This is a genomic window from Chryseobacterium sp. JV274 (assembly GCF_903969135.1).
In the GTDB taxonomy this organism is placed as follows: Bacteria; Bacteroidota; Bacteroidia; order Flavobacteriales; family Weeksellaceae; genus Chryseobacterium.
The window spans coordinates 1,934,043-1,955,493 of sequence record NZ_LR824569.1 but is presented as its reverse complement, the minus strand read 5'-3'; the positions used below and the strand labels follow the sequence as shown (position 1 = coordinate 1,955,493).

At 32.7% G+C, this 21,451-nt stretch carries 20 protein-coding genes; all 20 read left to right on the top strand.

The genetic code is table 11. The features are described 5' to 3' along the window. Positions 1-5 precede the first annotated feature (5 nt). Positions 6-1,196 (top strand): L-2-hydroxyglutarate oxidase, encoded by a 1,191-nt coding sequence (gene lhgO / locus CHRYMOREF3P_RS09065; protein ID WP_180564446.1) that lies wholly within the window; start codon positions 6-8, stop codon positions 1,194-1,196. A gap of 37 nt (positions 1,197-1,233) precedes the next feature. Next, positions 1,234-2,358: a DegT/DnrJ/EryC1/StrS family aminotransferase gene (locus tag CHRYMOREF3P_RS09060; protein WP_180564445.1), complete on the top strand. Its 1,125-nt coding sequence runs from the start codon at positions 1,234-1,236 to the stop codon at positions 2,356-2,358. Between the two features lie 12 nt (positions 2,359-2,370). Then, positions 2,371-2,943: an acyltransferase gene (locus CHRYMOREF3P_RS09055; RefSeq protein WP_077419227.1), complete on the top strand. Its 573-nt coding sequence runs from the start codon at positions 2,371-2,373 to the stop codon at positions 2,941-2,943. A 10-nt stretch (positions 2,944-2,953) separates the two neighbouring features. Continuing rightward, positions 2,954-3,964 (top strand): Gfo/Idh/MocA family protein, encoded by a 1,011-nt coding sequence (locus tag CHRYMOREF3P_RS09050; protein WP_180564444.1) that lies wholly within the window; start codon positions 2,954-2,956, stop codon positions 3,962-3,964. A gap of 24 nt (positions 3,965-3,988) precedes the next feature. Then, positions 3,989-5,368 (top strand): polysaccharide deacetylase family protein, encoded by a 1,380-nt coding sequence (locus CHRYMOREF3P_RS09045; protein ID WP_180564443.1) that lies wholly within the window; start codon positions 3,989-3,991, stop codon positions 5,366-5,368. Beyond that, the gene (locus tag CHRYMOREF3P_RS09040; RefSeq protein ID WP_180564442.1) at positions 5,365-6,432 is read left to right on the top strand and encodes a hypothetical protein; all 1,068 of its coding nucleotides are present in this window, start codon (positions 5,365-5,367) and stop codon (positions 6,430-6,432) included. The genes CHRYMOREF3P_RS09045 and CHRYMOREF3P_RS09040 overlap by 4 nt, the downstream gene beginning before the upstream one ends. A gap of 5 nt (positions 6,433-6,437) precedes the next feature. Then, positions 6,438-7,145, top strand: a complete 708-nt coding sequence (locus CHRYMOREF3P_RS09035; RefSeq protein ID WP_180564441.1) for a PHP domain-containing protein — start codon at positions 6,438-6,440, stop codon at positions 7,143-7,145. Then, positions 7,142-8,323: a lipopolysaccharide biosynthesis protein gene (locus CHRYMOREF3P_RS09030; protein WP_180564440.1), complete on the top strand. Its 1,182-nt coding sequence runs from the start codon at positions 7,142-7,144 to the stop codon at positions 8,321-8,323. The genes CHRYMOREF3P_RS09035 and CHRYMOREF3P_RS09030 overlap by 4 nt, the downstream gene beginning before the upstream one ends. A gap of 586 nt (positions 8,324-8,909) precedes the next feature. After that, positions 8,910-9,599, top strand: a complete 690-nt coding sequence (locus CHRYMOREF3P_RS09025) for a hypothetical protein (protein ID WP_180564439.1) — start codon at positions 8,910-8,912, stop codon at positions 9,597-9,599. Positions 9,600-9,744: 145 nt separating this feature from the next. After that, on the top strand, positions 9,745-10,743 hold the full coding sequence (locus CHRYMOREF3P_RS09020) for a glycosyltransferase (protein ID WP_180564438.1): 999 nt from the start codon (positions 9,745-9,747) through the stop codon (positions 10,741-10,743). Between the two features lie 13 nt (positions 10,744-10,756). Continuing rightward, positions 10,757-12,586 (top strand): glucosamine 6-phosphate synthetase, encoded by a 1,830-nt coding sequence (locus CHRYMOREF3P_RS09015; protein ID WP_180564437.1) that lies wholly within the window; start codon positions 10,757-10,759, stop codon positions 12,584-12,586. A 31-nt stretch (positions 12,587-12,617) separates the two neighbouring features. Continuing rightward, a complete protein-coding gene (locus CHRYMOREF3P_RS09010) occupies positions 12,618-13,862 on the top strand; it encodes a hypothetical protein (RefSeq protein WP_180564436.1) in 1,245 nt (414 codons plus the stop codon). Between the two features lie 18 nt (positions 13,863-13,880). Next, a complete protein-coding gene (locus tag CHRYMOREF3P_RS09005; protein WP_180564435.1) occupies positions 13,881-15,113 on the top strand; it encodes a glycosyltransferase family 4 protein in 1,233 nt (410 codons plus the stop codon). A gap of 35 nt (positions 15,114-15,148) precedes the next feature. After that, complete coding sequence (locus tag CHRYMOREF3P_RS09000) at positions 15,149-16,327, top strand: O-antigen ligase family protein (protein WP_180564434.1); 1,179 nt, start codon at positions 15,149-15,151, stop codon at positions 16,325-16,327. Positions 16,328-16,377: 50 nt separating this feature from the next. Next, complete coding sequence (locus tag CHRYMOREF3P_RS08995; protein ID WP_180564433.1) at positions 16,378-16,980, top strand: sugar transferase; 603 nt, start codon at positions 16,378-16,380, stop codon at positions 16,978-16,980. A gap of 9 nt (positions 16,981-16,989) precedes the next feature. Beyond that, positions 16,990-17,583 (top strand): acetyltransferase, encoded by a 594-nt coding sequence (locus CHRYMOREF3P_RS08990; protein WP_180564432.1) that lies wholly within the window; start codon positions 16,990-16,992, stop codon positions 17,581-17,583. Positions 17,584-17,603: 20 nt separating this feature from the next. Further along, the gene (locus tag CHRYMOREF3P_RS08985; RefSeq protein ID WP_180564431.1) at positions 17,604-18,740 is read left to right on the top strand and encodes an aminotransferase class I/II-fold pyridoxal phosphate-dependent enzyme; all 1,137 of its coding nucleotides are present in this window, start codon (positions 17,604-17,606) and stop codon (positions 18,738-18,740) included. Positions 18,741-18,754: 14 nt separating this feature from the next. After that, on the top strand, positions 18,755-19,324 hold the full coding sequence (locus CHRYMOREF3P_RS08980) for a sugar transferase (RefSeq protein WP_180564430.1): 570 nt from the start codon (positions 18,755-18,757) through the stop codon (positions 19,322-19,324). Positions 19,325-19,339: 15 nt separating this feature from the next. Further along, positions 19,340-19,885 carry a dTDP-4-dehydrorhamnose 3,5-epimerase gene (gene rfbC, locus CHRYMOREF3P_RS08975; RefSeq protein WP_077419241.1) on the top strand — a complete coding sequence of 182 codons (546 nt, stop codon included), beginning with the start codon at positions 19,340-19,342 and terminating at the stop codon, positions 19,883-19,885. A 96-nt stretch (positions 19,886-19,981) separates the two neighbouring features. Continuing rightward, positions 19,982-21,283, top strand: a complete 1,302-nt coding sequence (gene rimO / locus CHRYMOREF3P_RS08970) for a 30S ribosomal protein S12 methylthiotransferase RimO (protein WP_077419242.1) — start codon at positions 19,982-19,984, stop codon at positions 21,281-21,283. Positions 21,284-21,451 lie beyond the last annotated feature (168 nt).

Here is a 21,451-nt window from a genome sequence, read left to right as displayed (position 1 = left end):
AGATCATGAACTATGATATTATAATCATTGGTGCAGGTTTGGTAGGATTGGCTACAGCCTATCAGACTAAGCTGAAAAATCCTGATTCTAAAATTTTAATTTTGGAAAAAGAAAATGATGTGGCATTACACCAATCGGGACACAACAGTGGAGTAATCCACAGTGGGATTTATTATAAACCAGGCAGCCTTAAAGCAAAAAACTGTATCGAAGGATATAACTCGGTAATTAATTTTGCCGAGAAATATGGAATAAGATATGACCTTTGCGGTAAAATAATCGTAGCTACTTCACAGGAAGAATTACCCCTCTTGGATAATATTTATAAAAGAGGAGTTGAAAACGGTCTGCAGGATTTAAAATACCTTTCAAGAGAAGAATTCCGTGAAATTGAACCCCATTGTGAAGGCGTAAAAGCAATCAAAGTTCCACAGACCGGAATTATTGACTATCCGGGAATAGCAAAAAAAATAAAAAAACTTTTTGAGGAATTAGGAGGAAAAGTAAGATTTAATAATGAAGTAAAAAACATCATTGATAAAGGATCTGAAATTATTGTAAACACCAATATTTCCGAATTTAAAACCAAAAAACTTATTTCCTGCGCAGGACTTTATTCTGATAAGATCACCAAAATGACCAACGAAAAAAACGATGTGGTCATTATTCCGTTTAGAGGAGAATATTATAAAATTAAGGATGAAAAAAAATATTTGGTAAAACATCTTATTTACCCGGTTCCTGACCCTAGTTTTCCATTCCTTGGAGTACACTTTACCAGGATGATTGATGGTAATATCGAAGCTGGCCCTAATGCTGTGCTGGCTTTCAAAAAGGAAGGATACCATTTTTTCGATTTCAATTTCACCGAAACAATGCAGACTATGCTATGGCCGGGGTTTAGGAAAATTGTAGCAAAATATGGAAAAACAGGAATGGGAGAAATGCATCGTTCACTTTCCAAATCCGCATTTACAAAAGCCCTGCAAAAACTGTTACCGGAAATACAGGAAAGTGATCTTGTAGCAGGAGGTTCAGGGGTAAGAGCTCAGGCTTGCGACAGAAATGGAGGATTGATTGATGATTTTGATATCGTGAAAAACGGAAATATCATTCACGTTAGAAATGCACCCTCTCCGGCAGCCACTTCCTGCCTTTCTATAGGTAATAAGATCAGTGAGCTTATCGTGAATTAAAATATGCACCTCTACGTGCACTCAAAAAACTAAAGATATGAAAATTCAAATGGTTGACCTTAAAGGTCAATACCTGAAAATAAAAGAAGACGTAGATGCCGGTATTCAGGAATGTATAGACAATACAGCATTTATTAACGGTCCTGCTGTAAAAGAATTTCAACAGGATTTTGAAAAATATTTGGGGGTAAAACATGTTATTCCCTGTGCTAATGGAACAGATGCTCTTCAAATTGCCATGATGGCGCTTGATCTGCAGCCTGATGACGAAATCATCTGCCCGGCTTTCACTTATGTAGCTACTGCTGAAGTTATTGGTCTTTTAGGACTAAAACCGGTAATGGTAGATGTAAACGAAGATACTTTTGATATTGAGCTGGAAGATTTACAAAAATATCTGACACCCAATACCAAAGCCATTGTTCCGGTTCATTTATATGGGCAAAGTGCCAATATGGAGAAGATTCTTGAATTTGCAAAAACACACAATCTTTTTGTAATAGAAGATAATGCTCAGGCAATTGGGTCTGACTATACTTTTTCTGATGGAACTGTAAAAAAAACAGGGACTATCGGCCATATCGGATGTACCTCATTTTTTCCGTCAAAAAATCTTGGATGTTATGGTGATGGAGGTGCCTTAATGACGAATGATGATAACCTGGCTTCAAAAATCAGAATGATAGCCAACCATGGTCAGGAAAAGAAATATTACCACAAAGTTTTAGGCTGTAATTCAAGATTGGATACACTTCAGGCAGCCGTTTTAAAAGTTAAGCTAAAACATTTGGACGAATACTCAGCTGCCAGAAACAGAATGGCTGATTATTATGATGAGAATCTTGCAGGTATTGCCGAAATTCAAACACCCAAAAGAGCTGAAAACTCTACCCATGTATTCCATCAGTATACCCTTAGAGTGAAAAATGGGAAAAGAGATGAACTACAAAAATACTTGGCAGAAAAGAATATTCCAAGTATGATATATTACCCCTTACCCCTTTACAAACAAGAAGCCTTTCTTCAATATGTAGAAGAAGGTTTTAGTCTTCCTGTTACGGAGCAACTTTGTACCGAAGTGATTTCCCTTCCTGTGCATACAGAATTTGATCAGGAAGTATTGGATGTTATTGTTACAGAAATTAAGAATTATTTTAATTAATATAAAGCAGATATGTCAGATTTTTTTGCACACGAAACGGCGGTTATTGACGAAGGATGTCAAATAGGAAAAGGAACCAAAATTTGGCACTTTTCACATCTTATGACAGGTTGCATTTTGGGCGAAAAATGTAATATTGGTCAAAATGTTGTCATTTCCCCTCAAGTAGTTTTAGGACAGAATGTGAAAGTTCAGAATAATGTTTCTATCTATGAAGGAGTAACCTGTGATGATGATGTCTTTTTAGGACCTTCAATGGTTTTTACCAACGTAATAAACCCCAGGAGTGCTGTAAACAGAAAAAATGAATACCTGAAGACCCATGTTGGGAAAGGAGCGTCTATAGGAGCCAATGCAACTATTGTCTGTGGCCATAATATAGGTCAGTTTGCTTTTATTGGAGCAGGAGCTGTGGTTACAAAAGAAGTACCGGATTATGCATTGGTAGTAGGAAACCCTGCCAGACAGATGGGATGGATGAGCGAATTTGGGCAAAGACTTCAATTTGATGCAGAAAATATTGCCGTTTGTGAAGAAAGTGGAGAAAAATACAAATTAGAAAATAACAAAGTTTCAAAAATTTAAAAACATACAAATGAGTGAAAAAATAAAATTTGCAGTAGTAGGCTGCGGGCATATCGGAAAAAGACACGCCGAAATGATCTCAAGAAATGATGAATGTGAGTTGGTAGGACTGATTGATGTTAAAGATAAATCAGTATTGGGAATTGAAAATTATGACGTTCCCTTTTTTGCATCACTGGATGAATTTTTAGCTTCCGGAATCGAAGTGGATGTTATTAATATCGCTTCTCCAAACGGATTCCATTTTGAACAGTCTTATAAAGTGATAGATGCAGGAAAGCATGTTGTGGTAGAAAAACCAATGGCGCTGAAGAAACAGCATGCTGAAAAACTTATTTTTCAGGCGTTGCATAAACATAAACAAGTTTTTGCAGTGATGCAAAACAGATACTCGCCACCTTCTGTCTGGGTAAAAGAAATGGTAGAGAGCGGAAAACTGGGAAAAATATTTATGGTTCAGCTTAATTGCTACTGGAATCGTGATGACCGATATTACAAACCGGAATCATGGCACGGAAAGAAAGAACTGGATGGCGGAACTTTATTCACGCAGTTTTCTCACTTTATAGATATCATGTATTGGTTATTCGGAGATATTACCAATATTCAGGCGAAATTTGCAGATTTTAATCATGAAACGCTTACTGATTTTGAAGATTCAGGTTTCGTCAGCTTTGATTTTGTAGACGGAGGAATGGGTTCCTTAAATTATTCTACTTCTGTTTGGAATCAAAACCTTGAAAGTTCAATGACAATCATTGCAGAACATGGAGCTGTGAAAATCGGTGGGCAGTATATGGACAAAGTAGAAGTCTGTAATATAAAAGACTATGTAATGCCGGAATTAGCTCCAACAAATCCTGGAAATGATTATGGTGCTTATAAAGGATCTGCTGCCAATCACCATTACATTATTGAAAATGTTGTTGATGTATTGAAAGGGAGAAATACTATTACTACGAATGCTCTGGAAGGGCTTAAAGTGGTGGATATTATTGAGAGAATATATGATAAAAAGTAGAAAATTTCATAATATTTAAAAATTTTGGTAACAAGTAATTATTTCCTAAAAATACTTTCAGATAATCTGCTGCAAGATTGGGTTGGTAACATTTTTAGAGAGAGATTTGATGTAGATGTCCAGGTTAAATTTTCTGATGGTCATTTTTGTCTGATTTTTTCTAAGAAAAACCATTTTGCAACTATTAACTTTACTAATAATGGAAGACAAGCATTTTTCAATAAAGAAAATGCCTTCTGTTATGTGTCTGGAGAATCTATTTCAAAAACAACAGGGCTAGAGATTCCAAATGAGAATTTGGTTTTATTTGGGGTTTCGGAAATAGACTGGTTTATAAGGAAAGAAAACAATGTTTTCACAGTAAATTATGACTTCGTATCATACATGATATGGTCTCTCAATAGATTAGAGGAATATGGAGTGAAATCTGAAGACAAACATTCCAGATTTGAGTTGAAAAACTCTCATTTATGTAAGGATGAATTATACTTGCGACCAATAGTTGATGAGTGGATTTATTTTATTGGAAGTATGCTTTTAGCCTCTGGTATTGATTGTAAGCAAAATAGATTTTCTTACGAAGTAAGTCATGATGTTGATAAAATATCCAGATATATCAGTGTTCCAAAAACTAAATTCTTTACGCTTTTTCTTATAGATTTAGTGAAAAGACCCCGATTGGCTTTTTCTTATTTGACTGATAGGAAATTTTTTTTTGATAATGAGGCTTCAAATACATTTGATTGGATTATGGATGTTTCAGATAAACACGGTATAACCAGTAAGTTTTATTTTATTCCAAGCAATACCTCTTTTAAATTTGATTTTAGATATAACTATACCAATTTTGTAAAACGTCTTATAAAAAAAATTGACGGTAGAGGCCACGAAGTAGGAATTCATTATAGTTACAGTGCATCATCAAAATTTAAGATTAAGACAGAGTGGATGAAGCTCAGAACAATTTTGTCTGAACTGAATATCCCTACAGATCTTGGAGGTAGAATGCATTATTTAAGAATTAATTTTCTTGAAACACTAAGACAAATTTCCCAAGTAGGGCAGAAGTATGATAATACCTTAACCTTTCACGAAACAGGTGGTTTTAGGTGCGGAACATGTTTTCCCTACAAACCGTTTGATATCTATAAAAAATTAGTTTTGAATGTAGAAATACAACCTTTAATTGTAATGGAAGGAAGTGTTTTAGATTACTCTAAAATAAGTATAGATAATGATGAAGCTCTTCATTACGTAAAAAAAATAGTCCTTCAGTGTTATAAAGTTGGAGGAAGATTTTCATTACTTTGGCATAATGATGAATTTGAAAGTGAAAAAAAGAAAGAATTATATTGTCAGATACTTGAATTCTGCTCAACCTTGAATAACACAAAGTCAGTATGAGAATTTTGATAACAGATGCAAATTATAAAAACTCTATAGCGATACAACGGGAATTGTACAGAGAAAATGTGCACGAAATTTTTGCTACAGACAAAGAAGCCGTTTTTTTTACAAAAAGATTGGGATATTGTAAAGATTATATTGTAGGAAGTTTAGAAGAATCTGTTAAACAAATTAAACCTGAATTCATAATCCCGGTAGGAAGCGAGGCAGTAAAGATATGCTCAGAAAAATATAGGGAACTATGTTTAATCCCTACAAAAGAGAGTCTTGAAATAGCATTAAATAAAGATAAAATGGTAATTTTGAACTCTCTTAAGGATGTATATTATCCTGAATGCAGATTATTTGCAAATCTGGAGGATTTAAGGCTATATAGTAGAGATAAGAATTGTGTTGTTAAATCGAGCAATGAAAGTTTAGCTAAATTTGACCCGTTTTATGTAAAATTAGGTTCTGACTCCGAATTCGAAAAAATAGAAAAATACTTGTCAGGGGGAGTAAAACTATTAATGCAGGAACAGGTATCAGGAGTAGGAAGGGGCTTTTTTTGTATCGCTAAAGAAGGTAAAATCATTAGTTATTACATGCATCAACGTATTAGAGAAATACCAATTACAGGAGGATCCAGTACGGCAGCCAAATCTATTTTTTGTGAAAAAATGTTTAATGTATCTAAACAAATTATAGAATATTTAAATTGGTCCGGTCCACTAATGATTGAATATAAATATGATGAGACGAAACAGCAATATTATTTAATAGAGTTGAATCCCAAATTTTGGGGTTCATTAGATTTATCTTATGCATTAGGACTCAATTTCGGTAAAACTTTGATTGAAGCTTATTCAAATAATGTGGAAGAACAAATTGAAAAAAGATATGATGTTGAAAAAAAGTTCTTCTGGGTATTAGATGGAGATCTTTTGGTTTTATTTAAAACAGGAAAACTGTATAAAATAAAAGAATATTTTTATAAGGACTCTTATACGAATCTGTTTGAAAACTTTTTCGTTGATTCAATTAAATTACTATGGACGATAAAAAAAATGTTCTCAAAGTAAATGAGATGAAAAAAGGAATTTTTCATTTTCATAGTACCTATTCCTATGACGGAATTAATACACTTGAAAAAATAATTAAAATAATAAAAGAGAAAAAACTTGATTTTGTTGTTTTAACGGACCATGATACTATAAAAGGGAGCTTAGAACTTCAGAAAAAAGTAAAAGAACAAAATCTGAATGTAGAGATTCCTACTGCTGCAGAATATAAGACTGATAGAGGAGATGTTATTGCATTAAATTTGAAGAATGAAATAACAGATATGAGATGGCAGGAGTTTTATAAAAATGCAAAAGAACAAAATGCCCTACTGATTTTACCGCATCCCTACGACGGACACAGACAAATAGAAGAACTGGCACAAGCAGTTGATGTCATAGAAATATTTAATTCCAGATCATCAGTTATTAATAATTACAAGTCCTATCTATTGGCTTTGAAATATAAAAAGCCTGTAATTTGGAGTTCAGATTCTCATATCCCTCAAACGCTCTTAAATGTAGTGATAGGATATGAAAAAAAAGATTTACAGTTTCATGAAGCATTAACAAATGGAGAAATTGCTCCGTTATTTCTGAAAAAAAGCTCTGTTTTAGACATTTTTTTCTCACAACTCAAGAAAGCTTATGTAAACAAAGATTTTAAATTATTTATTTACATTGTATACAAAACTCTTTTTAAGAGAGCTAAAGAAGATTATTTAAATTTATGAAAAGAAAAATAATATCTTTTTTAGGAAGCAATATATTATCTCAATTAATATTACTGATTGCAGTCCCACTTACCGGAAGAATTTATTCTGATTATGAAATTGGAGTGCTGTCGTTTACTTTATCTATTTCCGCCCCATTGGCATATTTTTATACTTTGTCCTACAACAAAGCCATTATGTTACCAGGAAAGAGTGAGGAGTACAGTATGCTGTATGCTGTTTCGATTTTCTTAAGTATTACCATCTCATTAATTTCTTTTTTCATTATACTTATTTCAACTTTATTTTTTGATATAGATTCCTATTTTTTAATTGTACCATTGGTCGCATTTAGTCAATCTTTATATAGTGCATCAAAAGATATTCTTATTAAAAAAGGCTTGTTGAATATTGTAAGTAAATCAATGATATTAAACTCCATATTTGCAGTTATCATCATACTTTCTGGTTATTATATAAAACTATCATATTGGGTTTTGATATTATCTTATGTGATACCTAACTTTTTGGCTACTATATTTATATTGTTTTATCTCAAAATACAAAGAAGAAATTTTGTATACAGAGAGTTTTATAACATTATAATAAAATATAAGTCGTTTCCATTACATCAAATGCCAGCTTATTTTATCAATACTTTTAATGCAGAGTTACCTAGTTTCTTTATAAAGCATTATTTTGGAGAAGCTATTTTGGGAAATTATTTCATGGCTTCTAAAATTGTGAATAAACCATTAAGTTTAATATCTGAAAGTTTAAATGGATTAATATACAAAGACTTGTCAGAAACTAATAAAGCTAAGCTTAATAAGAAAATGAATACTTATGTTGGATTATTATTTTTAGTTTCCTTATTATTTGCTATAGTATATTTAATTTTTGGTGAATATTTTTTCTCTTTATTTTTTGATATTAATAAATGGAGAAAAGCGTTTGATATGAGTAAAATAATAATTTTTACCACTATTATTTCCGCATCTTTTTCTCATTACTCAAGCGGTGTATTGGTTAAACGGAAAAATAAAATTTTTCTCGTTTGGGAGGTAATTACTACTTTAGTTTTGCTTGTTTCATTTTTTTTAGGAAAGAGTTCTACAATAGATTTATTTATATGGATTTATGTGGGAGTAATTCTATTTAGATATTTATTACTTTCTTTACTATTTAATAAGTCTTGATTTTTTTGTTGCTATGAAGTATTTTACATTACTAATATTTTTTATTATATATAAATTATCTTTAGATTATCTCTATGTTAACTCAATATCTGTACATTATGGATATCTTGGTTATGTAAGAGAATTTAGTCATACAATTAATAACCTTTCTTACGTTGCTATAATATTTTATACTTATTTTTTTAAAAAGATTTTAGAGAAAGATACTCCTGCAAGTTTAATTCTTATGGTAATATATCTATTATACTTTTTACCAAATTTAACTTTTTGCGTATATACCAATAATTTTGAGTTCTTTTTATATAGTGTGATATATTGTGCACTGCTCTTTTTGTTTTATATAAGATATGGAAAAGTGAAATATTATAAAATTTTTGACAACTCCCAGTCAATGACTTTGTTTAATATTTTGCTATATACGGTAGTGCTGATGATGATTGCTTTTTCCGTTATATATAATGGTTTTAGCATTAAATTTGATTTTGAAGAAGTGTATGAAATACGAGCAAAAGTCAGCGAATTAAATATGCCTTCATTTATTAATTATCTGCGGCCGATAGCAAGTATGTTTATTACAATTTCTTTTATGTATTATCTGATACAGAAAAATGTTTTTCTAAGCTGCCTATTTTTCTTCTTTGGCTTAATGATGTATTCTTTTGGTGCACATAAGACAGATTTTGTATTATTGATATTGACGATACTTATTTATTTATTTTATAAGAAAGAATATAATAAGTATCTTCTGCATGCATTTATTGGCTTCAATCTTATTTTGATATTTTTTGTAGAATTTGGAAGTGAGAGTGTTCAGATCAGTATTGCCGGTCTTTATTCAAGAACCTATTTTACACCTACTCTGTTAGCCTATTTTCATTATGATTACTTTTCCACTCATGAATTACTTTATCTCAGAGAGCATTTCGGACATTGGTTTGAGACCAATGTAAATCATAAAAATAATTCACCTTATATAATAGCAGCAACTTATTTTAATGATCCGGATATGTCTTCCAATACAGGTCTGATTGGAAGTGATTATGCACAGTTTGGATGGGCTTCTCTACTGGTATTTCCTCTTGTGAGAGCTTATTTCTTTAAAGTTTTTGATATGTCAAGCTTTAAATTAGACGCAAGGATATATTTAATTTCCAGCTTTTCTTTTGGAGCTTTATTTATCAATGGTGCTTTTTTTACAGCACTTATTTCAGGTGGGTTTTTAGCTGTTTGCTTTTTACTTTATTTAATGCCTAGATATACTAAAAATAATGAATAAAAAAATACTTCATCTTTCACCCACAGATATACGATATGACAGTAGGATATTAAAAGAGCTGAAGGCAGTCCGGAAGATTGAAAATACAACCCTGATAGCCTATGGAATTGATGATTCTGAGGGGCATAAATATGAAACAGAGCATATGCCTTTTATTAAGGTATTCAATATCGCTACAAAAAACCTGAAATTTTTACCAAGACCTGTCAGATATTTTCTTAATCTTATAGAGGCATTTATTAGAATGGTTTTTCCAGGGATCAAATATAAGCCGGATATCATTCATTGTCATGATACCTTATATTTGCCTATTGCAAAAATGATCAAATTATTTTGTGGATCAAAACTGATTTATGATGCCCATGAACTTGAATCAGATAAAGCAGGGCAGTCAAAAATACTTTCAAAGTATACGCTTTTCATTGAAAAGATGTTGTGGAAAGATATTGATATCCTGATTAGTGTGAGCCCATCAATTATTAATTGGTATGATGAGCATCTTGGGAAAAAGAAAAGTGTGTTGATATTGAATTCCCCTTTGCTTGACTCTTCTCAAAAAGAAAACATTAAAAATAATTATCTCAGAGAAAAATTTAATATCCCTGAAGGGAAAAAAATATTTTTATACCTGGGAATAATAAGTGAAGTGGGAAGAGGTATAAATTTGTATTTGGATGTTTTCCAAAGAAAAGAAGTAGATTCCCATATTGTTTTTATTGGTTATGGTGAATATGTAGATGAAATTAAAAAAATAGCACTCAATAATGCTAATATTCATTACCATCCGGCGGTTCCACATCATCAGGTAGTAGATGTGTCTATGTCTGCGGATGTAGGGCTTTGTTTAGTGGAAGCTGTTTCTTTAAGTGATTATTATTGCTTACCGAATAAATTATTTGAATATGCTTTCTCAGAATTATATATTTTAGCATCAGATTTTCCTGATATCAAAAAAATTGTTGGTGAATATAATTTAGGAAAATGTAGTAGCTTGAATGCTGAAAATTTATTTGAAATCGTAAAAGACGTTGAGCATTTAGATTTGAATAGTAGGGCGAAAAAAGACCTTTACCCACTTAGCTGGAACTTTCAGGAAAGTGAATTATTAAAAATGTATAATAATATTTTAAAAAATAAAGAATAAAAAATAAAGACAAATGTGTGGAATTTTTGGAGTCGTATCAAAGACTCATATAAACAAACAGAAGTTTCAAACCCTGGTAAAACACTCTGAACAAAGAGGAGTAGACTCCAGCGGTTTGATCTATTATCAAAATAATCACTATAAGGTAAACAGAGCAGATTATAGTATTGAAAAGTTACTGAATAAAGTAAAGCCGTATAATAATAATATTGTATTGGGGCACAGTAGGTTAATTACCAATGGTCTGGGAGATAATCAGCCAGTGGTGAGAGGAAATATATGTGCTATACATAACGGTATCATTGTAAACGAAGACGAAGTTTGGGATAAATTATCAGTAAGCAGACAACTGAAAATTGATTCCGAAGCTATTGTAGCCATTGCAGAAGAATTTCTTAGCAATAAGGAAAACAAAATTGAAGATCTCCCCAAAGAAATACTTTCCCTATGTAGAGGAGTTATTGCATGTGCTCTGGTATTACCAGAAAAAGGGAAATTGCTTCTTTTCTCCAATAATGGAAGTTTATACGTGGGTTACAATGAGGATAAAACTTATTTTGCTTCAGAAAATTATGGGCTTAAAATTATTGGATGCGAGAATATCAGTCAGATAAAAGATGAAGCTATGATTCTTGATATCCCTGTTTCAGAAGAAAAACTGAATATTGTAGATGAGAAAAGCAGAGTAGAAAATTTGATCCCTGAATTTAAATTTAATACAATTGAGGAAGGCTTACTGGAATACAAAAAGATAAACATCAAGAGATGTACAAAATGTATACTGCCGGAAACGATGCCTTTTATAAAATTTGATGAAACAGGAGTATGTAATTACTGTAAAAATTATAAACCAAGAAATAATCCTAAACCCAAAGAAGAATTATTTAAATTGGTTGAGCCGTACAGAAGAAAAGGAAAAGAATTAGACTGTATCGTTCCTTTCTCAGGAGGTAGAGATAGCTGCTACGGATTACACCTTATCGTAAAAGAGCTGGAAATGAAACCCGTTACTTATACTTATGATTGGGGAATGGTAACAGATCTTGGCCGAAGAAATATCAGCCGTATGTGTGCAGATCTTGGGGTAGAAAATATTATTGTAGCAGCAGATATTTCACTCAAAAGAAAGAATATAAAAATGAACCTTGAAGCATGGCTTAAATCTCCGCATTTAGGGATGATGGCAATGCTTACTGCAGGAGATAAACATTTCTTCAGATATGTAGAAGATATTAAGAAACAAACAGGGATCAACCTTAATCTTTGGGGAGTAAATCCATTGGAAGTAACTCACTTTAAAACAGGATTCTTAGATATTGAACCTGATTTTGAAGAGAAAAGAGTATACAGTCATGGAGCTATGAAACAGTTGAGATACCATTCTAAAAGATTCAGAGCAATGATGCAGAGTCCGGGATATTTCAATAGTTCACTTTGGGATACTCTTTCAGGAGAATACTACCGTAGTTTTACTGATAAGCAGGATTATTACCATATTTTTGATTACTGGAGATGGGATGAAGAACAGGTAGATGATACTCTTTTAAATCATTATGATTGGGAAAAAGCAATAGACACTACTACTACATGGAGAATTGGTGATGGTACGGCAGCTTTTTATAATTATGTATATTATACGGTAGCAGGTTTTACAGAACATGATACATTTAGAAGTAATCAGATTAGAGAAGGACAAATGACAAGAGAAAGAGCTTTAGAACTTGTCGAGATAGAGAATACTCCACGTTATCAGAATATCAGATGGTATCTTGATACTTTAGGACTGGATTTTGAAGGTGTGATAAAAATTGTTAACAATATTCCAAAATTGTATAAGCAATAATAGATACTAATTATTAACTGCTTATTTATAGATGAAAAATTTATTAATTTATAAACTGAGGTTTATTTTTATTTATTTGTTTTGTACCATCAGCATTGGCCCGGTGGTACAGGCATCTGTAAGCAAAACGTCTTTAATGTCGGTTGAGCCTGTATTCAGACAGCAAAATCTGAAAACGACAGAAATCGTTAATCTCATCAACCATTACAATGATATTTTTGCTTCCGAAACAAAAATGGCAAATTGGCCCAATGCTGCTTATGATTGTGCTGCTTTTTTATATATTCCCATACAATATGGCTATGATACGAAAAATCAGGAAATTATAAAAAGACTGCAGGTGCTTTTTACCTATGAACGATTGCTTACCATAAAGAATAGAGCAGATATAGATGATTTAAGTAAAAGAACGTTCTATTTTACAGTTTCCGAATATCTTAGAAGAAGTGGAATACGTGGTGATGCAGAAAAAACAAAAATGTTTAATTTCATCAAAAAAGAGATATTAAACTATTGGAACAATGCCTATGCAAATATTTGGGAAGCAGAATCCAGGAAATTCTACGGCGTAAAACAAAGAGTACAGTATTTGCTTACTGGCGAATATAACGGTGATATGAGCTATTATAGTGCATTTACTGATCTTGAGCTTTATATTATGGCAACAGGAGTTAGTCTTTCACTTATAGAAAAAGATGCCTCAATTACTGCTACTAGGGATTTGATAAACATTAGAAACTCTTTTTATCAGGTAATGCAGAAAAAAGTAGTCTTCCAGGATAATGTATGGTATTTGCAGCCAAATGTTTGGAAAGATCATCCCAATTATCAGGATGTAGTCTTAAAAAAGAATCAAAGTGTCAATTGGGATGCGTCTCATTTTTCAAGAATGCCTGCTTATCTGTACCTACTGAAATTAGCATTTCAATCTGATACTACAAAATTTCAATATTTAGATAAACTTAATACATTGCTTTCAAAACAATTACTGAATAATATTGCAATGTATAATCCTAAAGATGGAATTTATGCCTTCAATAATTTTGTGGATGGAAATAATAGCAACTTTAGAAGTAATCTTAAAAAAGGAGAAAAAGGATTATCACCCTCTGAGGATTATACCCATATTTTCTATGGATGGTGGAAGATGCTGAATACAAATGAAGTAAATATGATGTATGATAGGATTTCACTTAAATACTCTTATTATTCCAGTCAAAATCCTTATATCAATGATAATAAAGGGTATTTTCAAGAAATTGTAAACTTAAAATAAACATATACATACATACTGATGAATATCTGGCTGATTTCCAAATATGCCTCACCTCCACAATACGCAAAAGTTCCATCACGTTTGTTTTATTTGGCAAGAGAATTTAAAAGACAGGGAAATAATACCCTCATGATAACTTCAGATTCTAATCATTTTACCAATTGTCCTGAAACTGACAAGATCTATAATGATGAAGAGGAAGATGGGGTAGCTATAAGATGGATTAAAACAAAAAAATATACTAAAACGGCATCAATGGACAGGATATTGTCCTGGTTTGATTTTGAAAGAAAACTATTCTCTATGAAACTGGCCGGGATGACAAAGCCTGATACGGTTATCATTTCATCACTTTCTATTTTTACGATCATATATGGTTATTATCTGAAAAAAAAGTTTGGTAGTTTTTTAGTTTTTGAAATTCGTGATATCTGGCCTTTAACGATGACAGAAGAAGCGGGTTTTTCCAAATGGCATCCTCTTGTTTTATTGATAGGATTTATAGAAAAGTTTGGATATAAAAACGCTGATCTGGTTGCAGGAACAATGCCAAGGCTGGATTTACACGTAGAAGAATTACTCGGATATAAAAAACCTTTTCATTGTTCACCATTAGGATTTGATCCTGAAAATTATTCTGAAGACTTCCTAACAGAAAAAAATCCTTTTTTAGAAATAGTACCATCGGGTAAAGTCATTATTGGCTATGCGGGAAGTATGGGAGTTACTAATGCATTGGAACCTTTTATTGAAACAATACAGATGATGAAAGAGAACACTGATATCCATTTTGTATTAGTGGGAAGCGGTGATCTCAGAGAGTCCTACAAAGAACAGTTAAAAGATTGTTCTAATGTTACGTTTTTACAAAGAATCCAGCAAAACGAAGTGAAATATTTTCTCCAGGTTTGTGATATTCTATACTTATCCACCAAAGATTCAAAAGTGTGGGACTACGGGCAGTCTATGAACAAAGTAGTAGAATATATGCTCGCGGCGAAACCAATTATTGCTTCTTATACCGGATATCCTTCTATGATTAATGAAGCGGATTGTGGTAAATTTATCAACAGTACATCTACAGAAGATATAAAAAACGCAATTTTATATTATGCTAATATGAGCTCGGAAGAAAGAATAGCGATTGGAGGGAAAGGCAGAAAATGGATTCTTGAAAACAGGACATATCCGGTATTGGGAAAAAAATATATGGATGCTATTTTATTTCATTCCGTAAAGCAAAAGAAGTAGCTTTGCACTGGTTGAAATAAAAAATAGGCTTTGTTTTGAAAATTACTATTAATAATAATTTCATTTATAAACTATTCCTGTTATCTGTTATGGTGGGAAATACTATTGCCATCTCCTTTGCAAAACCTTTGGAGATGAACCCCAGGAATTTTTCTATACCATACCGAATCTTCATCATTATTTTTTCTTTATTGATAATATACAGAGAAAGAAAAAATATCAGCTTTAAAAATATTTCAATAATAAGCCTTGTTGTATTTTGGATTTTTTATATCATCAAGCTTATGTATTCGTTTAATAATTATTCCTTTAATCAGGAAGTACTATTATCAAGGAATGAAGATATTTTCAGAATCTTATGTATGGTACTTTTACCCAGCATTGCATTATTATGTATCAACTATAGTAAAATAGATTTTAAAAGTATAGTAAAATACTATGTTACTATTCTCTGTAGCCTTCTTGTTATAAATTATATATATGGCTATATAAAATTAGACCATATTTTTAGTACGTACTACATAATGTATGGTCATATAGGAGCTTCATTGTTTATCATATCATTATTTTTGCTTTTGTTTTGCAGAGAGGATTATAAATCCTATTTTCTGTTCTTTTGCCTTTTTTTAGGCCTTTTTAATGTTATACAGTCTATGGCGAGAAGTCCAATTGTAGCTATTTCTGTATGTTCTTTGTATATGATTATTTTAAAAGGGAATAAAAAATATATTTTATATGCTCTGATTTTGCTGCTGCTGTTTATAGGATTGATTATTTTGCATGAGCAATATGGCAACGGAGAAATTACAAGTTTTAACAGAATGTATAAATGGATAGCACAGGGAGATACATCAAGCAGAGGTCCATTGTATAGCAAAGCTATCGAGATATTTAATTCACATCGTTTATTCGGAGGAAGGATATTGTTTGAGGACGGCGTTCACCCACATAATATTTTTTTAGAGCTTTTAATGGGCACAGGTATTTTAGGGCTGATTATTTATTTCTTAAAATTTTGGCCCGTTGTAAAAAATGCTGCCTTATTTTGGAATATTCAAAAGGGAAATATATACTATAAACTGATTTTTGCGTTATTTTTGCAATACTTTACTTTGGTACAGACTTCCTGCAATCTTTTCAATATACCGGAATTTTTGTACTTTAGCTCAATGATTATAGGTATTGGTTATACTGCAAAAACACAGGAAGTTTAAAAAAGATATTGATAAAAGCATATGATGATTGATACACCTAATTTCTAAAAATGTACAAAAATTATTTAAAGAGGATTTTCGACTTTGTAGTTTCTCTCATAGGAATTACCCTTCTGCTTCCAATTTTTCTTATTGTGATGGTTGGATTGTTTCTTTCCAATAATGGGAAGCCTTTTTTCTTTCAACAGAGACCTGGCAGAAATGGTAAGGTATTTAAAATTATAAAGTTTAAAACAATGAATGATAAAAAGGATTCTAATGGAAACCTTTTATCAGATGCAGAAAGATTAACAGCTCTGGGAGCATTTGTCCGTAAAACATCTCTGGACGAAATTCCACAATTACTTAATGTTCTTAAAGGAGATATGTCCCTTATTGGGCCTAGACCTCTTTTAGTTCAGTATCTGCCACTGTATAATGAAAATCAGGCACGCAGACATGAGGTAAGGCCGGGAATTACCGGATGGGCACAAGTAAATGGTAGAAATGCAATATCATGGAATCAGAAATTTGATTATGATGTATGGTATGTAGAAAATATATCATTCATCTTAGATGTGAAGATTTTCTTTCTGACAGCAAAGAAAGTGTTTGTAAGAGAAGGCATTTCTGCTGATGGACATGTAACCATAGAACCCTTTCGGGGAAATTAATTTAGAGTTATGTATTTATTCGGAGCAAGTGGACACGGAAAGGTAATTGCAGATATTGCAACAGCTAATGATATAAAAATTAAAGCATTCATAGATCAGGATATCACTAAAAAAGAATGCTATGGGCTTCCTGTGTTGAATACTCTGCCGGCGGATCAGGAAAAACTGATTATTTCCATTGGAAATAACGCTATCCGCAAGAAGATTGCACAAGAAGTTAAGAATGAGATTGGTATTTTAATACATCCGAAATCTATAAATTCAGATTCCGTAACCATTGAAGAAGGAACTGTAGTAATGGGAGGGGTCGTAATCAATGCAGAAACTACCATCGGAAAACACTGTATCATCAATACCAACGCTTCAGTAGATCATGATTGTTTAATTGAAGACTTTGTTCATATTTCACCCAATGCAGCGCTTGCTGGAGGGGTTGAAGTAGGAGAAGGTACCCAGATTGGAATCGGGGCATCAGTAATACAGGGGATCAAAATAGGAAAATGGTGTGTAGTAGGTGCTGGTGCAGTAATTATTAATGATATTCCTGATTATTCAGTTGTGGTAGGAAATCCTGGTAAAATCATCAAAAAAAATATTATATAAACAAGTTACTAATTAATATTATGAATACTAAAATCTGGTTGTCCTCACCTCATATGGGAGGTAACGAACAAAAATATATCAACGAAGCATTTGAAGAAAACTGGGTGGCACCATTGGGGCCTAATGTTGACGGATTTGAAAAAGATCTGGAGCAGTTTTTGGGTGAAAATGCAAAAGTTGCCGTTCTTTCTGCCGGTACTGCAGCATTGCATCTTGCCCTTATTGAATGTGGAGTACAGCATGGTGATGAGGTGATTTGCCAGTCAATGACTTTCTCAGCATCAGCCAATCCTATTGCTTACTGTGGAGGAATTCCTGTTTTTGTAGACAGCGAACCGGATACCTGGAATATGTGTCCAAAAGCTTTAAGAGAAGCCATTGAAGACAGAATTCAAAAAGGAACGAAGCCTAAAGCAATTATTGTAGTTCATTTGTATGGTATGCCTGCAAAAATGGACGAAATTACAGCTATTGCCCAGGAATTTCAGATTCCTGTTATAGAAGATGCTGCAGAAGCTCTTGGTTCTACTTACAAAGGACAGGCATGCGGAACATTCGGACGTTTTGGAGTATTAAGCTTTAACGGGAACAAAATTATTACTACATCAGGAGGCGGAGCTTTGGTTTGTCATGCTCAGGAAGATAAAGATAAAACGGTTTTCCTTTCCACTCAGGCAAGAGATAATGCACCTCATTATCAGCATTCACATATTGGTTTCAATTACAGAATGAGCAATATTGTTGCAGGGATAGGAAGAGGACAGATGGAAGTACTTAAAGATAGAGTGGTAGCGCGTAGAGCAATGCATGATTTCTATTTGGATGCCTTCAAAAATATTGAAGGAGTGACCGTGTTTTCTGAACCTGGAAATGATTTTTATTCAAATCACTGGTTATCTGCCATTATTATTGATCCGCAGGTAGCAGGAAAAGACAGAGAAGGCCTAAGACTTGCATTTTTAGAAGACAATATTGAATCAAGACCACTTTGGAAGCCAATGCACCTACAGCCGGTTTTTGAATCTTCTCCCTATTACGGAGGAAAAATTTCCGAAAATCTTTTTGATAACGGACTGTGTCTTCCGTCAGGGTCCAACTTGTCAGATGATGACAGAGAAAGAATTGCAAACGTAATCCGTAACTATTTCGGAGTTTAATATCATTGAATTTAATGAATCAGTACAAATATTGGAAAGTGGTTTTTGATTTTATCTTAGCGGTAATATTGACCCTCTTTCTTATGCCGGTGCTGATTGTTTTATTTGTGATTGCAAGTATCGATACATCTTCTAATGGAATTTTTTTTCAGACCCGGATAGGACAGTATGGAAGGCCATTTACCATATTTAAATTTAAAACAATTCATGATAAAAAAAGAGTATGCTCCAGAATCGGGCAGACGCTCAGGAAGTTTAAATTTGATGAATTTCCCCAATTGTTTAATATTTTAAAGGGTGATATGAGTTTTGTAGGTCCCAGACCTGATATCGAAGGTTATTACGATAAACTGGCCGGAGCAGATAGAAAAGTTCTGGAATTAAAACCCGGATTAACGTGTGAAGCAAGCATTAAATACAGAGATGAAGAAGACCTTCTGAACAGCCAGAAGAATCCTTTGCTATATAATGATGAAATATTATTTCCAAACAAAGTAAAAATGAATCTTGACTATTTTGAAAATATGTCTTTCAAAAATGATACGAAGATTTTATTTAAAACAATAATAACCATATTGAAATAGAGTTTTTTTACTATTATGAAAATTAAAGAAACCCCGCTTAAAGATTGCTATATCATAGAGCCTACCATATTTGAAGATGAAAGAGGCTACTTCTTTGAAAAATTCAACGAAAAGAAATTTGAAGAATTAACAGGAATGAACGGCCACTTTGTCCAGGATAATGTTTCCAGATCATCTTATGGAGTGCTTAGAGGACTCCATCTTCAGAAAGGTGAGCATGCACAGGCAAAACTGGTATCATGTCTTGAGGGTAGTGTGTGGGATGTTGCTGTGGATCTTAGAGAAGATTCTCCTACTTTTGGGCAATGGTTCGGAATAGAGCTTACCGCAGAAAATAAACTACAGCTTTATGTACCAAGAGGTTTTGGACACGGATTTGCCGTATTAAGTACCCATGCTGTATTTTCCTATAAATGTGATAACTTTTATAACAAAGAATCAGAAGGCAGCGTAAAGTTCAATGATCCGGATCTTGATATTGATTGGAAAGTTGATGAAAAAGACGCCATACTTTCGGAAAAAGATCAGAACTCCCCTGGATTTAAAGACAAAAACTTTTAAAATATATCCCTGAAAACCACTTTTATAAAGTGGTTTTTATTTTTTAATTCTTAACTCTTCAATATTTTGTATCTTTGCAGACTCAAAATCAAAACGATGCGTACAAAATCTGTAGGGAAGAAGAAAATCAATGTAGTCACTCTTGGATGCTCCAAGAATGTATATGATTCTGAAGTATTAATGAGCCAGCTGAAAGCTAATGGCAAAGAAGTGGTTCATGAAGACCGTGGTGACATTGTTGTAATCAATACCTGCGGATTTATTGATAATGCTAAAGAAGAATCTATTAATACTATCCTTGATTATGTCGAGGCTAAAAATAGAGGAGAGGTTGAAAAAGTATTCGTTACAGGATGTTTATCAGAAAGATACAAACCAGATTTGATAAAAGAAATTCCGGATGTAGACCAATATTTCGGAACAAGAGATCTTCCGATGCTCCTAAAACATCTTGGAGCAGATTATAAACACGAACTGGTAGGAGAAAGACTTACAACGACTCCAAAACATTATGCTTACCTTAAAATTTCTGAAGGTTGTGACAGACCATGTTCTTTCTGTGCGATTCCATTGATGAGAGGAGGTCATATGTCAACCCCTATCGAAAAACTGGTTTTAGAAGCTCAGAAACTGGCAAAAAAGGGAACAAAAGAATTAATTCTTATTGCTCAGGATCTTACTTACTATGGTCTTGATCTTTATAAGAAAAGAGCGTTAGGAGATCTTTTAAAAGAATTGGTGAAGGTAGAAGGTGTAGAATGGATTCGTCTTCATTATGCGTTCCCAAGCGGTTTCCCTGAAGATGTTCTCGATATTATCCGTGAAGAACCTAAAGTATGTAATTATATAGATATTCCTCTTCAGCATATCAATTCCGATTTGTTGAAATCCATGAAGAGAGGAACTACCCATGAGAAAACAGATGCTCTTCTAGGAAAGTTCAGAGAAAAAGTTCCGGATATGGCAATCAGAACAACACTTATCGTTGGATATCCTGGTGAAACAGAAGAAAGATTCCAGGAACTTAAAGACTGGGTAAGAGAACAGAAATTTGACAGATTAGGATGCTTTACTTATTCTCATGAGGAAAATACTACGGCTTATGTATTGGAAGATGATATTCCACAGGAAGTAAAGGAGGCAAGAGTAGAAGAAATCATGGAATTGCAGTCTCAGATTTCGTGGGAAAAGAACCAGGAAAAAGTAGGTAAAATATTCAGATGTATTTTTGATCGTAAAGAAGGCAATTATTTTATCGGAAGAACAGAGTATGATTCACCAGATGTGGACAATACGGTTTTGGTTTCTGCTGAAGATACCTATATCTCTATAGGTGAATTTGCAGATGTTAAAATTACTTCGGCCGAAGAGTTTGACTTATACGGAGAATTAGTCTAGTTAAATGCTTATTAATCAGTTTGAAATAAGATTTGTAAAATTAAGCTATTAACGAAAATTAACATAGAATTTTCTCGGTGGCTTGTTTTTATTTAATTGATAATCAGTTTGTTAATATTTTGTGTAATTAAGATTTTTCAAATTTCTATTTTAAAGTATATAAATTTG